The organism is Saccharothrix sp., from assembly GCF_031180885.1.
GTDB lineage: Bacteria > Actinomycetota > Actinomycetes > Mycobacteriales > Pseudonocardiaceae > Actinosynnema.
Genome location: NZ_JAPSLK010000009.1, coordinates 168,726 through 183,473, shown reverse-complemented (window position 1 = coordinate 183,473; position 14,748 = coordinate 168,726). Strand labels below are relative to the sequence as shown.

The following is a 14,748-nucleotide window of genomic DNA, read 5'->3' as shown; positions in this document are numbered from 1 at the left end:
GCGCGCGCCAAAGGGCCACGCGCTGCGCGCGCCAAAGGGCCACGCGCTGCGCGCGCCAAAGGGCCACGCGCTGCGCGCGCCAAAGGGCCACGCGCTGCGCGCGCCAAAGGGCCACGCGCTGCGCGCGCCAAAGGGCCACGCGCTGCGCGCGATCAAAGCAACCGCCGGGCAACCGTGCTGCGAAGGGTCGAAGCAACCGCTTGCACGGGTCGTCGGCAACCCCTCGAGGCCGGCTTGTGAGGGGGTCTCGGAGGGTGCGGAGGCCAGGGCCCCGCCGTTGGTCCTGGCCTCCACAGTTGACTACGGGACTGTCCTAATAACGGTTCAATCCGTGACTCTCCGTAGTCGCGATCAACAGGTTGAGACGGGGAGATCACGCCGAGTGGCGGACTCACCGGGCAGCACCAACGATTAGGTCACGTGCGGGCCGCCACGTGCGCAGTGGTCATTACTACGGGGTACGGTTCGCCACTCGGAACCCGACACCGCCGTCGGGAATGTCTGCTCGATGAGCAGGGAGGGAGACGAGCCGTGCGTCGTCGAATGCGTGGCATCGCGGTGGCCGCGATCGCGCTGACCAGCGTTCTGTCGATGGCCGCCTGTGCGAAGGACAACGGGGGCACCGGAACCGGGTCGACCAACAACGCGTCGGGTGGGTGCAAGCTGGCGGAGAAGCCGGCTGCCGCCACCGCGACCTCGGGCACCACCGCCACCGGTGAGAAGGTGGACGGCAGCGCCCTCAAGGTCGGTCTCGCCTACGACATCGGCGGCCGGGGCGACGCGTCGTTCAACGACTCCGCCGCGGCGGGCCTGGACAAGGCGAAGGCCGACCTGGGCATCAAGGAGGTCAAGGAGCTGACCGCCGCGCCCAACGAGGCCGAGGACGCCAAGCAGACCCGCCTGCGCCAGCTCGCCAGCGAGGGCTACAGCCCGATCATCGGTGTCGGCTTCGCCTACGCCGAGTCGCTGAAGGTCGTCGCGCCCGAGTTCCCGAACGTCAAGTTCGCCATCGTGGACGGTGTCGTCGAGGGCGCCGCGAACGTCACCCCGCTGGTGTTCGCCGAGGAGCAGGGCTCCTTCCTCGCCGGTGTCATCGCCGCCTACCAGTCGAAGACCTGCCACGTGGGCTTCGTCGGCGGCGTGAAGATCCCGCTGATCGGCAAGTTCGACGCGGGCTTCGAGCAGGGCGCCAAGACCGCCGCGCCGGACATCAAGATCGAGAAGAAGTACCTGACCCCGGCCGGTGACTTCACCGGGTTCCAGGACCCGACCAAGGGCCAGGAGGCCGCCAAGGGCCAGATCGATGCCGGCGCGGACGTGCTCTACCACGCCGCGGGTGCCTCCGGCAAGGGCGTCTTCTCGGCCGCGAAGGCGGCGAACGTCAAGGCGATCGGTGTCGACTCCGACCAGTACAACCAGGCCACCGTCGCCGAGTCCAAGGACGTGATCATCTCGTCCATGCTCAAGCGCGTCGACGTCGCCGTGTACGACTTCGTCAAGGCCGTCGCCAAGAACGACCTGGCCACCCTGCCGAAGGTCTTCGACCTCAAGGTCGACGGCGTCGGCTACGCCACCTCCGGTGGCAAGATCGACAACGACCTGAAGGCGGTCCTGGAGGGCTACAAGGCCCAGATCATCGAGGGCAAGATCAAGGTCTCGGACAAGCCGACGAGCTGATCCTCGCCGTGCGCATGGGCCTCGCGAGCACCCACTCGCGAGGCCCATTGCGTGGTTTTAGGAGCCTGAATGAGCACTAGCACCCCTGCCGCCACGCCCGCCGTCGTGCTGTCGGGCATCACGAAGCGGTTCCCCGGCGTGGTCGCCAACAGCGACGTGCACCTGACCGTGCGGGCCGGCGAAGTGCACGCGCTGTGCGGTGAGAACGGCGCGGGCAAGTCCACGCTGATGAAGATCCTGTACGGGATGCAGCAGCCCGACGAGGGCACGATCGAGGTCGACGGCAAGCCCGTCCGCTTCCGCAGCCCGGCGGACGCGATCAAGGCCGGCATCGGCATGGTGCACCAGCACTTCATGCTCGCCGACAACCTCACCGTGCAGGAGAACGTCGTCCTGGGCGCCGAATCCCTGCACGGCATCGGCGGCAAGGCCCGCAAGGTCATCCAGGGCCTCGCCGAGTCCACCGGGCTGACCGTCGACCCCGGCGTGCTGGTCGAGCGGCTCGGTGTCGCCGACCGGCAGCGCGTGGAGATCCTGAAGGTGCTCTACCGGGGCGCCAAGGTGATCATCCTGGACGAGCCGACGGCGGTGCTGGTGCCGCAGGAGGTCGACGAGCTGTTCGCCACCCTGCGCGGCATGCAGGAGCAGGGCTTCACGTTCCTGTTCATCTCGCACAAGCTGGACGAGGTGCGCGCGATCGCCGACTCCGTGACGGTGATCCGGCGCGGCACCACGGTCGGCACGGCCGACCCGAAGACGGTCAGCTCCCGCCAGCTCGCCGAGATGATGGTCGGCAGCGAGCTGCCCAGCCCGGAGACCCGCGAGTCCACGGTCACCGACAAGGTCGTGCTCCTGGTGGAGAACCTGGGCCTGGTCGCCGAAGAGGGCACCCGGCCGGTGCTCGACGGGATCGACCTGGTGGTGCGCTCCGGCGAGGTCGTCGGCATCGCCGGCGTCGAGGGCAACGGGCAGACCGAGCTGGTCGAGACGATCATGGGCATGCGCAAGGCGCACCACGGCCGCGTGCTGCTCGGCGACCGGGACCTGACGAAGCTGGGGACGCTGGCGCGGCGCGAGGCCGGCATCGGGTACGTGCCCGAGGACCGCCACCGGCAGGGCCTGCTGCTCACGCAACCGTTGTGGGCCAACCGGATTCTCGGCTACCAGACCCGCACGCCGGTGTCCAAGGGCCAGTGGCTGGACCTCCCGGGCGCGAAGAAGGACACCCAGCGGATCGTCGACGAGTTCGACGTCCGCACGCCCGGCATCGACGTGCCCGCCGCCGCGCTGTCCGGCGGCAACCAGCAGAAGCTCGTGGTGGGCCGGGAGCTGTCCGGTGACCCGGTGCTGCTCATCGCCTCGCACCCGACGCGCGGCGTGGACGTCGGCGCGCAGGCGCTGATCTGGGACGAGATCAAGCGCGCCCGGGCCCGCGGGCTCGCGGTGCTGCTGATCTCGGCGGACCTCGACGAGCTGATCGGCCTGTCGGACACCATCAAGGTCATGCTGCGCGGCCGGCTGGTCGCCGACGCCGACCCGAGCACGGTGACCCCGGAGGACCTCGGCAGCGCGATGACCGGCGCGGGCGCCACGAGCCCCGCGGTGGAAGCCGTGCCGGGCGCGGAAGTGGAAGGCGAGTAATGGGAATCCTGCGCGGCAAGCTGCTGCCGCCCGCCCTGGCGATCCTGTTCTCCGCACTGCTGTGCGGCGTCGCGCTGGTGGTGTCCGGCGCGAACCCGGCGGAGGCGTTCGGCGCCATGGTGTCCCAGGTCGGCGAGGGCACGACCGCCGTGGACATCATCAACAGCACCGGCACCTACTACATCGCGGCGCTCGCGGTGGCGATCGGGTTCCAGATGAACCTGTTCAACATCGGCGTCGAGGGCCAGTACCGGGTGGCCGCCGTGGTCGCGGCGGTGTTCGGCGGCTCGTTCGCCCTGCCGCCCGGCCTGCACGCCCTGGCGATCATCCTGGTGGCCGCGCTGGTCGGCGCGCTGTGGGCGGCGATCCCGGCGATCCTCAAGGTCACGCGCGGCGTGAACGAGGTCATCTCCACGATCATGATGAACGGCCTGGCGCTGGGCCTGGCCGCGTACCTGATCCGCGAGGACGTCTTCGGCGAGCTGCGCGGCAACAACATCCGCACGCCGGAGATCCACGAGAGCGGCTGGGTGCCGGGCATCTCGTTCGGCGCCTCGGGCACGGTGTTCGGCCTGGTGTTCCTGGCCGCGGCGCTGGGCATCGGGTACTGGGTGATGATGAACCGCACCCGGTTCGGCTTCGAGCTGAAGGCCTCCGGCGAGTCGTCGACGGCGGCGGCGGCCGGTGGCGTGTCGGCGAAGAAGATGGTGCTGATCGCCATGCTGCTCTCCGGCGGCATCGCGGGCCTGGTGTCGATGCCGGAGATCCTGGGCCGCGACCACACCTACAACCTGAACTTCCCGGCGGGCATCGGGTTCTCCGGCATCGCGATCGCGCTGCTGGGCCGCAACCACCCGGGCGGCATCGCGTTCGGCGCGCTGCTGTGGGCGTTCCTGGACAAGTCGGGCCTGGCGTTGGACAACGTCGGCGTGCCGAGGGAGATCGTGACGATCATGCAGGGTGCGATCGTGCTGTCGGTCGTCGTCGCGTACGAGGTGGTCCGCCGGTTCGAGCTGGCCGCCGAGCAGCGCCGGGTCGGCAAGGAGTTGGGGACGGTGGCGGCGTGAGCGACCTTGCGAGCGAACCATTGAACACAGTGCTTTGTGCTCTTGATCCGGCGAGCGTCAGCGAGGCGGCATCATGAGCACGTCCTTGATGAACCCGTCCGAGGCTCCGACCACAGTTCCGCCGCCGCGCAAGGCTCGGCGCCTCCCGGTGTGGGCCACGGCGATGATCGGTGTGGCGGGCGCGGTGGTTCTGCTGTCCACCACGTCCTACCTGACCGGTGTGCCGCAGTTGACGTCCACGGGCACCATCCAGACCGCGGTGCGGTTGGCGCTGCCGATCCTGTTGGCGGGCTTGGGTGGTCTGTGGGCGGAGCGCGCTGGTGTCGTGAACATCGGCCTCGAAGGCATGATGATCATGGGCACGTGGGGCGCCGCGTGGGCGGGCTACCAGTGGGGTCCGTGGGCCGCGCTGCTGTCGGCGGCCGTGTTCGGCGCGCTGGGCGGCCTGCTGCACGCCATCGCCACGGTCACGTTCGGCGTCAACCACATCGTGTCCGGTGTGGCCATCAACCTGCTCGGCGCGGGCCTGACCAAGTACCTGTCGACGCTGATCTTCTTCCCGCTGTCGCACAACCCGCGCGAGTCACCGGCCGTGCCGAAGTTCGACACCTACTCCGCCGCCGGGTTCTCCGACTGGCTGGGCGAGCTGGAGGCGGAGCAGCGGGTCGGCCTGTCCGACGTGGCGGGCATCCTGCGCGGCCTGGTGACCGGCGTGTCCCCGTTGACGATGCTCGCGGTGGCGCTGGTGATCGGCAGCTACCTGGTGCTGTGGAAGTCGCGGTTCGGCCTGCGGCTGCGGTCGTGCGGCGAGAACCCGGTGGCCGCGGAGTCGTTGGGCGTCAACGTCTACCTCTACAAGTACATCGGCGTCATCGGCTCCGGCGCGCTGGCCGGCATGGGCGGCGCGGCGCTGGTGCTCAACCCCGGCCAGCCCGGCTACCTCGAAGGCCAGACCAACGGCCGCGGCTTCATCGGCCTCGCGGCCATGATCTTCGGCAACTGGCGGCCGGGTGGTTTGTTGGGTGGCGCGGCCCTGTTCGGTTACGCGGACGGGTTGCAGTTGCGCAGCGGCGGCAAGACGTTCCTCGCGCTGATCTACGGCGCGGTGCTGCTGCTGGCCGTGATCGTGATCTGGCAGCTGATCCGGCGGCGCTGGTTCGCGGCGGCGGGCGGGGTGGTCTCGGCGATCGCGCTCTACGCGGTGTACTACAGCTTGGACGAGGTGCCCAGCGAGCTGACCACCTACGCGCCGCACCTGGTGACGTTGATCGTGCTCGCGGTCGCCTCACAACGATTGCGGATGCCCGCGGCGGACGGCGTGGTGTACCGCCGTGGTTGACGTCGACTGGGACGACCTGAGGTCACGGGCGGTCGCCGCCGCGCAGGCGGCGTACTGCCCGTACTCGGGCCTTCAGGTCGGATCGGCGGCCGTGTGCGACGACGGGCGCGTCGTCACCGGCTGCAACGTGGAGAACGCGTCCTACGGCGTCGGCCTGTGCGCCGAGTGCACGATGGCGGGCCAGTTGCAGCTGACCGGCGGCGGGAAGTTCGTCGCCGTGGCGTGCCGCAGCGGCACGGGCGAACTGCTCATGCCGTGCGGGCGCTGCCGCCAGGTGCTCTACGAACTGGGCGGCCCGGACTGCCTGGTGGACACGCCCTCGGGCGTGCTGCCGATGAGCCGCGTGCTGCCCGACGCCTTCGGACCAGGGGATCTGCCATGAGTTTTGCCGCGGTCGACGTCATCCGGGCCAAGCGGGACGGCGGTGCGCTGTCCGACGAGCAGATCGACTGGGTGGTCGACGCCTACACCCGCGGCCTGGTCGCCGACGAGCAGATGTCGGCGCTGGCCATGGCGATCTTCCTCAACGGCATGACGCCCGCCGAGACCGCGCGCTGGACCCGGGCGATGGTCCAGTCGGGTGTGCGCCTCTCGCTGGACGTCGGCCGGCCGACCGTGGACAAGCACTCCACGGGCGGTGTGGGCGACAAGATCACCCTGCCGCTGGCCCCGCTGGTCGCGGCGTGCGGTGCGGCCGTGCCCCAGCTGTCCGGCCGGGGTCTGGGGCACACCGGTGGCACGTTGGACAAGCTGGAGTCCATCCCGGGGTGGCGTGCGCAGTTGTCCGTGGACGAGGTGACCGCGCAGCTGCGGGACGTCGGCGCGGTGATCTGCGCGGCCACCGAGGGCCTGGCCCCGGCGGACAAGAAGCTCTACGCGCTGCGGGACGTGACGGGGACGGTCGAGGCCATCCCGCTGATCGCCAGCTCGATCATGTCCAAGAAGATCGCCGAGGGCGCCGAGGCGCTGGTGCTGGACGTGAAGGTCGGCTCCGGGGCGTTCATGAAGACCGAGGAGCAGGCGCGGGCGCTGGCCGAGGCGCTGGTGTCCATCGGCGTGCAGCACGACCTCGCCGTCTCCGCGGTGCTGACGGACATGTCGGTGCCGCTGGGGCGGGCCGTGGGCAACGCGGTCGAGGTCGCCGAGTCGGTGGACGTGCTGCGCGGCTCCGGTCCGGCCGACGTCGTGGAGCTGACGTTGGCGCTGGCGGCGGAGATGCTGGCGCGGGCCGGTGTTTCCGCTGATCCGGCGGCGGTGCTGGCCAGTGGTGAGGCGTACGAGGTGTGGTGCCGGATGATCCGGGCGCAGGGTGGCGACCCTGAGGCCCCGTTGCCCGTGGGTGCGCACAAGCACGTCGTGGAGGCGCCCGAGGACGGGTACCTGGTGTCGCTGGACGCGTATGCCGTTGGTGTGGCGGCTTGGCGGCTGGGCGCGGGGCGTGCGCGCAAGGAGGACGCGGTGCAGGCCGGTGCCGGGGTGTTGTGCCTGGCCAAGCCAGGCGACCGGGTGTCGAAGGGGCAGCCGTTGCTGGAGCTGCGGACGGACACGCCGGATGCTTTTGGAGCGGCGTTGGCGTCGTTGGAGGGTGGCTGGTCGATCGGCGAGTCGCCGGCTCCCGGGCGTCCCCTGGTGATCGACACCGTCCGGGGGTAGTCGGGGGCCCGCGACCGACCCGGCGACCTCGAACGCTGTGGCGAACCCGCATCCGGCCGAACGCCAGACGATCGGCAACCCGCTGACCGGCGAAGCGGTGCAGGTGCGGCCGGCCCTCACGACTCACCCGACCTCGCTACCGCCGCGACTGCTGCCGCCCTGACCAACCACCGCACACCCCTGCCACCGCCCGCTGCCGCGCCAGCCGCCGCCGCCCGCCGCTGCCGCTGGCCGCCTGCTGCCGCCGCTGCCGCTGGCCGCCCGCTACCGCCCGCCGTCCGCCGCCGCCGCGTTGTCACCGGTCGCCGGTTGGTTGCGGGTGGCGCGGGCGCGGTTGCGGGGGCGGGGGTTGCGGGGGTGCCGGTTGTTGCTCTTCGGTCGCTGGGCGCGCGGAATTGTCGGTGGTGCGTGGGACGATGGAAGCGGGGGCCGGAGGCCACGCCGTGACACGCGAAAGGCCCGGCTGCTCCCCTCCCAGGGATGCCGGGCCTTTCCTCGCGCCGCGGGCCGGTCAGGCGCCTTCGGCGGTCAGGTCGTCGTCGTCCACGTTGCGGTTGTCGGTCGGCTTCGGGCCGTTCTTGCGGGTGCGCCGCTGCGGGCGGGGCAGGGCGGTGGGCGGCGGGGGCGGGGTGGGGGAGCCGCCGCCGAGGATCAGCTCGGCGAAGGTCGCCATGGCCTCGTCCAGCTGGCCGCCGATGCGCAGCTCGGACTCCTGGTTGCTCTTGCGCACCATCTGCGCGAGCGAGTCCGAGTCCGGCCGCGCGGACAGGGTGCCCTCGACCTTCGCGATGCCCTGCTCCACCACGCCGGTCAGCTCGCCCAGGCGCGCGGCGAAGTCGTCCTCGACCGCGTCCAGGCGGGTGGTCATGGTGTCCAGGCGCGAGGTGACCTGCTCCAGGCGCTGCGCCAGCGCCTCCAGGCGGTCGGTCGCGTCGACCTGGTCGCGGGTCTCGTCCAGGGCCGCGTGCAGCGCCTCGCGGGCCTCGTCGAGCTTGCCGTGGACGGTGCTGCGGGTGTCGGCCAGCGACGCGGCGAGCGTGTCGCGGGTCTCCGCCACCGAACCGGCCAGCGTGTCGCGGGTCTCGGCCACCGAACCGGCCAGCGACTCGCGGGTCTCGGCCAGCGAGCCGGCCAGCGACTCGCGGGTCTCGGCCAGCGAGCCGGCGAGCTGCTCGCGGGTCTGCTGCAGCGAAGCGGTGAACGACTCGCGCGTCGAGTTCAGGTTGTCGCGGGTCTCGTCCAGGCGGCCCTGCAGCGCCGACGACGAGTCCGCGACGGAACGGGCCAGCGCCTCGCGGGTGCCGTCGAGGTGCTCGTGCACGCCCTCGTCCACCTCGTCCAGGCGACCGCGCAGCGCGACCTCCAGCGCCTCGATCCGCTCCCGCAGCGGACCGGTCACCGCGCCCGGCACGGCCTCGACCTTGCCGTCCTGCTTGTCCAGGTGCAGTTCGAGGTCGTCGAGCCGCTTGTGGATGTGCGAGAGCTTGTCCTCCAGGCCGTCCATGCGGCCCGCGACGCCCTCGAACCGGCCGGCGACGCCGTCGAGGCGACCGTCGAGCTGGGCGAACGGCTTGGCCAGCTTGTCGACCAGCCCGTCCACCGCGCGGCCGATGCCCTGGACGGCGTTGTCCTGCGCCTCCAGCTTGGCCAGCGCCTCGTCCAGGCGCTCGGCCAGCACGCTGACCTCGGTGCGGTCGGGCAGCTCCGACAGCCGCTTGCGAACGGAACCCAGCGACTCCAGCGGGGACATCCGCGCGTGGATCTCGTCCAGTGCATCGAAGATCTGCTGCTGTTCGCTCTCACGGATCTCCGCGGCGCGCGTCAGCATGTTGCGCATCCGATCGAAGGACATCGTGGAGTTGTTGTTCTCGTTCACGGCTTCGAATGCCTTCGTCCAGGGGAGGGGAGACCTCCGGGAGCCTAACCGCGTCGGGGGTCCCGGCTGTACCACCCCCCGGCCCGAAGTGCCCCCTCGACGCAAGTTCGTAGTCCGTTCGGGTGACGCGAGCCGACCCTACTCGAAGGTAACCCGCGGCGCACCCCTGAGCGCTGTCGGTGACCATCCGCCGTGTGAGTGACCCAAGCTGGGGGATCGGTCGCGGAAAGTTGTGCATCACGAGTGCACAACACCGCCGGAGCCATCCGAGAGAGTGGTTCTCGCCACGTGGGATGACTCCGGAGTGATCGTACCGGGCATGATCATCGCCACGGCGAACCGGTCACGGCGTGTCGCGGGTACGGTGACCGCCATGCCAACCCCGCTTTCCCCGGAGGCCCTGCGCCGCGCGCCGAAGGTCGTGCTGCACGACCACCTCGACGGCGGCCTGCGCCCCCAGACGGTGATCGAGCTGGCCGAGGCGTCCGGCCACCAGGGCCTGCCGACGACCGACCCGGTCGCGCTGGGCGACTGGTTCCGCGACAACGCCAACTCCGGCTCCCTGGTCCGCTACCTGGAGGGCTTCGCGCACACGTGCGGGGTCATGCAGGACGAAGAGGCCCTCGTCCGCGTCGCCGCCGAGGCCGCGCAGGACCTGGCCGAGGACGGCGTCGTCTACGCCGAGATCCGCTACGCGCCCGAGCTGTTCACCGAGAAGGGCCTGTCCCTGGAGCAGGCCGTCGAGGCCGTCCAGGAGGGCTTCCGCCAGGGCGAGGCCGCGACCGGCAACCGCATCCGCGTCGGCACCCTCCTGTGCGCGATGCGCCAGAACGACGGCTGGCAGCGCATCGCGGAGCTCGTCGTCCGCTACCGCGACCAGGGCGTCGTGGGCTTCGACATCGCGGGCCCGGAGCTGGGGTTCCCGGCCGACCGCGAACTCCCGGCGTTCGAGTGGCTGCGCGAGCAGAACGCCCACTTCACCATCCACGCCGGCGAGGCCGACGGCCCCGAGTCGATCTGGCGCGCGGTGCAGCACTGCGGCGCCGAGCGCCTGGGCCACGGCGTGCGCATCACCGAGGACATCAAGGACGACCAGGTCGGCCACCTCGCCGCGTACGTGCGCGACCGCCGCATCGCCCTGGAGATGTGCCCGACCTCCAACATCCAGACCGGCGCCGTGGCGTCGCTGGCGGAGCACCCGATCAAGCGCCTGTCGGACCTCGGTTTCCGGGTCACGGTGAACACCGACAACCGGCTGATGAGCGACTGCTCGATGTCCGGCGAGTTCGGCATGGTCGTCGACCAGTTCGGCTTCGACTGGAGCGACCTCCACCGCTTCACGGTGAACGCGGCGGATTCGCTGTTCCTGCCGCTGGACGAGCGCCGCGCGCTGATCGAGGACGTGATCAACCCGGGGTACGCCGCGCTCCAGCAGTGATCCGGGAAGTTCTTCGGGCGAAGGGCCGGACGCCGTGCGCGTCCGGCCCTTCGCTTTTCGGTCGAGCGCGTTGTGGCTGGTACCGGGACATCGGCGTCTTCGATCGTCGTATCGACGAAAGCGGCCGTCTCGGATCTTGTTGCCCCGCCTGCCCGGCAATACCTTCGGACCAGAACGTGATCACCCTCGCCGTGGGAATGGCGACGGAAATGTCATCGACTGGACCCGAGAAAGGAACGTCGTGGCGGACGTCGTGCTGCGCCCCGAATTGCACGTGGCCATCGTGGGCGCCGGGCCGAGAGGGCTTTCGGTCCTTGAACGACTATTGGTGCAGTTATCGGAGTCACCCGCGAGCGGACCCGTCCGCATCCACCTGTTCGAGCCCGGTGAGGCCGGCGCGGGGCGGATCTGGCGGACCACGCAGGCGCCCTGGTTCCTGATGAACACGGCGGCCGGTGAGGTTTCCGTGTTCTCGAACAGCGCCGACGGCGGGCCGACGCGTGCGGGGTACGGGCCGTCGTTCGCCGAGTGGCTCCGGGAGCACCCGCGTTGGTCGGGGATCGGGCCGAACGACTACGGGCCGCGTGCGGTGTACGGGGAGTACCTGCGGCACGCGTTCGAGGCGATGGCGGCGAACGCGCCGTTGGGTGTGACGGTTCGGCACGTGGCGGAGCGGGCGGTGCGGTTGACCCGGCAGAACGGGCGGACCGTGGTGACCGGGTCGGGTGGGACCGTTGTCACCGCCGACAAGGTCGTGTTGACCACCGGGCATCCGCGGGTGACGCCGGATGACGCGGAGAAGGCGTTGCTGACTTTCGCTCGCCAACGGGTCGGATTGGCTTACGTGCGCGGGGATTCGGCAGCGGATCTGCCGCTGTCGGCGATCGGGCCCGGCGAGCAGGTGGGCGTGGTCGGGCTGGGGTTGACGTTCTTCGACGTCATGGCGGAGCTGACCGAGGGCCGTGGTGGTCGGTTCGTCGAGCGGGACGGGCGGACGGAGTACGTGCCCAGCGGGGCGGAGCCGCACCTGGTGGCGGGGTCGCGCAGCGGGTTGGTGATGCTGGCGCGGGGGCGGAACCAGAAGTCGCCGACGTACCGGTACCGGCCGGTGTTCGTGACGGAGGAGGCGATCGTCGAGGCGCGGCGCCGGGCGCAGCGGACGACCGGGTCGGCTCAGCTGGACTTCGCGCGGGACGTGTTGCCGCTGCTGAAGCTCGAGGTCGAGCACGTCTACTACACCGCGCACGTGCGGCGGCGGTTGTCGGAGGAGGCGGCGCAGCGGTTCGCGGCGATCCACGCGAAGTCGACCGATCGTCGGGGGTTGTTGGAGGCGTGGGGGTTGGCGGACGTGCCGCCGCCGGACCTGGAGCGGTTGGCGCGGCCGTTCGGGGACCGGGAGTTCGACTCGCCGCGTGCGTTCCACGGGACGTTGCTGGACCTGCTGGAGCAGGACATCGCCGAAGCGCGGCAGGGCAACGTGGACAACCCGTTGAAGGCGTCGTTGGACATCCTGCGGGACACGCGGGCGGTGGTGCGGCAGGCGGTGGACTTCGCGGGGTTGCGGCCGGAGTCGCACCGGATGTTCCTGTCGTGGTTCAACCCGATCAACACGATGGTGTCGGCGGGTCCGCCGGCGGTCCGGGTGGCGCAGGCGTGCGCGTTGATCCGGGCCGGGTTGCTGACCGTGGTGGGGCCGGCGACGGAGGTGGTGGCGGACCACGCGGCGGGGGCGTTCGTGCTGCACTCGCCGTTCGTGCGGGGGTCGCGGCGGGAGGTGACCACGTTGGTGGACGCCCGGATCCCGCGTCCGCAGCTGGCGGCGACGGCGGATCCGTTGATCAGCCAGGCGTTGGCGGACGGGTTGATCACCGAGCTGGTGAACGTCGACAGCGCGACGGGGCAGCGGTTCCCGGCGGGGAGCATCGCGGTGACCCGCAAGCCGTTCCACGTGGTCGACGCCCTGGGCAACCCCGACCCGGACCTGTACGCGCTGGGGGTGCCGACGGAGAACACGCGGTGGTTCACCCAGATCGGCAACGGCCGGCCGGGTCCGATGACCGGGTTCCACCACGACGCCGACGCCATCGCCGCCGACGTGCTGCGCCACCGGCCGGCCGTCGCGCCGGTCGTCCTGTCCGCCCGGCCGCGTGCGGCCGTCGCGATCTGAACGGGGGTTGTGATGAACGCGAACACCGAGAAGTTCCGCGCGGCCAGGGATCTGCTGCTGGAGTTGCGCGACGACCCGGACCGGGCGCACGCGGAGTTCCGGTGGCCGGAGTTCACCGAGTTCAACTGGGCGCTGGACTGGTTCGACGCGGTCGCGCGGGGCAACGACCGGACCGCGCTGCACGTGGTGGGCGGCCGGGTCGAGGAGCGGGTGTCGTACGCGGAGCTGGCCGAGCGGTCGGACCGGCTGGCCAACGGGTTGCGGTCGGCGGGCGTGCGGCGCGGGGACGTGCTGCTGCTGATGCTGGACAACCAGCTCGCGGTGTGGGAGGCGTTGCTGGCCTCGATGAAGCTGGGTGTGGTGGTGGTGCCGACGTTCACCACGGTCGCGGCGGCGGACCTGGCCGACCGGGTGTCGCGGGCGGATGTGCGGCACGTGCTGACCACACCTGAGCTGACGGGCTCCTTTGACTGGCTGCCCGCGCACGTGACGCGGATCTGCGCGGGTTCGGTGCCGGGGTGGCTGGCGCTGGACGACCTGCGGTCGGCGCCGGCGGTGTTCCGGCCGGACGCGCCGACCCGCGCCGACGAGACGTTGTTCCTGTACTTCACCTCGGGCACGACCTCGCGGCCGAAGCTGGTGCGGCACACCCACGTCAGCTACCCGGTCGGGCACCTGTCGGGCATGTACTGGAACGGGGTGCGGCCCGGTGACGTGCACCTCAACGTGTCCGCGCCGGGGTGGGCCAAGCACGCGTGGAGTTCGTTCTTCGTGCCGCTCAACGCCGAGGCGACCGTGCTGAGCGTGACCACGCCCGGTGGTCGGGACCTGCTGGACCGGATGGTGGCGCACGGGGTGACGACGTTCTGCGCGCCGCCGACGGTGTGGCGGATGCTGATCCAGGAGGACCTGCGCCGGTGGCCGGTGCGGCTGCGCGAGGCCGGCAGCGTCGGCGAGCCGCTCAACCCCGAGGTGATCGACCAGGTCCGCGCGGCGTGGGGGGTGACCGTCCGGGACGGCTACGGCCAGACCGAGACCACCGCCCAGATCGGCAACAGCCCCGCCCTGCCGGTGCGACCGGGGTCGATGGGCAAACCGTTGCCGGGCTACGAGATCGTGCTGGTGGACCCGACCACGGGCGCGGTGGGCGACGAGGGCGAGGTGTGCGTCGACCTGTCGCGGCGGCCGGTGGGGGTGATGCCCGGGTACGTGGACGACGAGGAGAAGAACGCGCGGACGTTCGCGGGCGGGTACTACCACACCGGCGACATCGCGCGGCGGGACGCGGACGGGTACCTGCACTACGTGGGGCGGACCGACGACGTGTTCAAGTCCTACGACCACCGGATCTCGCCGTTCGAGCTGGAGAGCGTGCTGCTGGAGCACGAGTCCGTGGCGGAGGCGGCGGTGGTGCCGGCGCCGGACCCGGTGGGTTTGGTGGTGCCCAAGGCTTACGTGGCGCTGGTGGCCGGGGCGTCGGCGGACGAGGACACGGCGCGGCGGATCCTGGAGCACACGCGGGAGAACTTGGCGCCGCACCAGTGGATTCGGCGGTTGGAGTTCTTCGCGCTGCCCAAGACGACGTCGGGGAAGATCCGGCGGAACGAGCTGCGGGCTCGGGATGTCGAGCGGGCGGCGGGGGTGGCGTTCCCGGACGCTGTCGAGTACTTGGCCGACGAGCTGCTGGACGCGGCAATGCCGGCGGCACCCGGCATCGGCTGAGCCTGCGGTCGAGCTGGGCCAGGGGCGATCGGGATCGGCTGAGCCCGCCCCGGCGGCGCTTGGCTTCGGGATCGGGATGGGCTGAGCCCGCCCTGGCCGCGCAGGCATCGGGACAGCCGGCGGCTGAGCCAACCTCTTCGCCAGCCGGCGTCGGCGACGGCGGCCGAG

At 71.1% G+C, this 14,748-nt stretch carries 10 protein-coding genes; 9 read left to right on the top strand and 1 reads right to left on the bottom strand.

Annotated elements, in window-relative coordinates:
• Positions 1 to 543: 543 nt before the first annotated feature.
• The 6 genes from RIN75_RS14935 (at position 544) to RIN75_RS14910 (ending at position 7,377) form a co-directional block, all read left to right on the top strand.
• Complete coding sequence (locus RIN75_RS14935; protein ID WP_309112521.1) at positions 544 to 1,677, top strand: BMP family ABC transporter substrate-binding protein; 1,134 nt, start codon at positions 544 to 546, stop codon at positions 1,675 to 1,677.
• A 69-nt stretch (positions 1,678 to 1,746) separates the two neighbouring features.
• Positions 1,747 to 3,318 (top strand): ABC transporter ATP-binding protein, encoded by a 1,572-nt coding sequence (locus RIN75_RS14930; protein WP_309112498.1) that lies wholly within the window; start codon positions 1,747 to 1,749, stop codon positions 3,316 to 3,318.
• Positions 3,318 to 4,385: an ABC transporter permease gene (locus RIN75_RS14925; protein WP_309112497.1), complete on the top strand. Its 1,068-nt coding sequence runs from the start codon at positions 3,318 to 3,320 to the stop codon at positions 4,383 to 4,385. The genes RIN75_RS14930 and RIN75_RS14925 overlap by 1 nt, the downstream gene beginning before the upstream one ends.
• A gap of 73 nt (positions 4,386 to 4,458) precedes the next feature.
• Positions 4,459 to 5,724 (top strand): ABC transporter permease, encoded by a 1,266-nt coding sequence (locus RIN75_RS14920; protein ID WP_309112496.1) that lies wholly within the window; start codon positions 4,459 to 4,461, stop codon positions 5,722 to 5,724.
• Entirely contained in the window at positions 5,717 to 6,106 is a 390-nt protein-coding gene (locus tag RIN75_RS14915) for a cytidine deaminase (RefSeq protein ID WP_309112495.1), read from the top strand. Before RIN75_RS14920 ends, RIN75_RS14915 begins: the two co-directional genes overlap by 8 nt.
• A complete protein-coding gene (locus tag RIN75_RS14910) occupies positions 6,103 to 7,377 on the top strand; it encodes a thymidine phosphorylase (RefSeq protein ID WP_309112494.1) in 1,275 nt (424 codons plus the stop codon). Before RIN75_RS14915 ends, RIN75_RS14910 begins: the two co-directional genes overlap by 4 nt.
• Before the next feature lie 511 nt (positions 7,378 to 7,888).
• Here the strand turns inward: RIN75_RS14910 and RIN75_RS14905 are convergent.
• Positions 7,889 to 9,253, bottom strand: a complete 1,365-nt coding sequence (locus RIN75_RS14905) for a hypothetical protein (protein WP_309112493.1) — start codon at positions 9,251 to 9,253, stop codon at positions 7,889 to 7,891.
• A gap of 373 nt (positions 9,254 to 9,626) precedes the next feature.
• On the opposite strand from RIN75_RS14905, the gene RIN75_RS14900 reads away from it, so the two are divergent.
• The 3 genes from RIN75_RS14900 to RIN75_RS14890 are packed head-to-tail and all read left to right on the top strand — an operon-like array spanning position 9,627 to position 14,580.
• Positions 9,627 to 10,691: an adenosine deaminase gene (locus RIN75_RS14900; protein ID WP_309112492.1), complete on the top strand. Its 1,065-nt coding sequence runs from the start codon at positions 9,627 to 9,629 to the stop codon at positions 10,689 to 10,691.
• Positions 10,692 to 10,725: 34 nt separating this feature from the next.
• Positions 10,726 to 12,858 carry an FAD/NAD(P)-binding protein gene (locus tag RIN75_RS14895; RefSeq protein WP_309112491.1) on the top strand — a complete coding sequence of 711 codons (2,133 nt, stop codon included), beginning with the start codon at positions 10,726 to 10,728 and terminating at the stop codon, positions 12,856 to 12,858.
• A gap of 12 nt (positions 12,859 to 12,870) precedes the next feature.
• A complete protein-coding gene (locus RIN75_RS14890) occupies positions 12,871 to 14,580 on the top strand; it encodes an AMP-binding protein (protein WP_309112490.1) in 1,710 nt (569 codons plus the stop codon).
• Positions 14,581 to 14,748: the final 168 nt, after the last annotated feature.

What these genes read in the sequence shown, in the direction of transcription:
- RIN75_RS14930 (WP_309112498.1), top strand. Translation starts at nt 1,747, where the DNA reads ATGAGCACTAGCACCCCTGCCGCCACGCCCGCCGTCGTGCTGTCGGGC.
- RIN75_RS14925 (WP_309112497.1), top strand. Translation starts at nt 3,318, where the DNA reads ATGGGAATCCTGCGCGGCAAGCTGCTGCCGCCCGCCCTGGCGATCCTG.
- RIN75_RS14900 (WP_309112492.1), top strand. Translation starts at nt 9,627, where the DNA reads ATGCCAACCCCGCTTTCCCCGGAGGCCCTGCGCCGCGCGCCGAAGGTC.
- RIN75_RS14910 (WP_309112494.1), top strand. Translation starts at nt 6,103, where the DNA reads ATGAGTTTTGCCGCGGTCGACGTCATCCGGGCCAAGCGGGACGGCGGT.
- RIN75_RS14890 (WP_309112490.1), top strand. Translation starts at nt 12,871, where the DNA reads ATGAACGCGAACACCGAGAAGTTCCGCGCGGCCAGGGATCTGCTGCTG.
- RIN75_RS14935 (WP_309112521.1), top strand. Translation starts at nt 544, where the DNA reads ATGCGTGGCATCGCGGTGGCCGCGATCGCGCTGACCAGCGTTCTGTCG.
- RIN75_RS14920 (WP_309112496.1), top strand. Translation starts at nt 4,459, where the DNA reads ATGAGCACGTCCTTGATGAACCCGTCCGAGGCTCCGACCACAGTTCCG.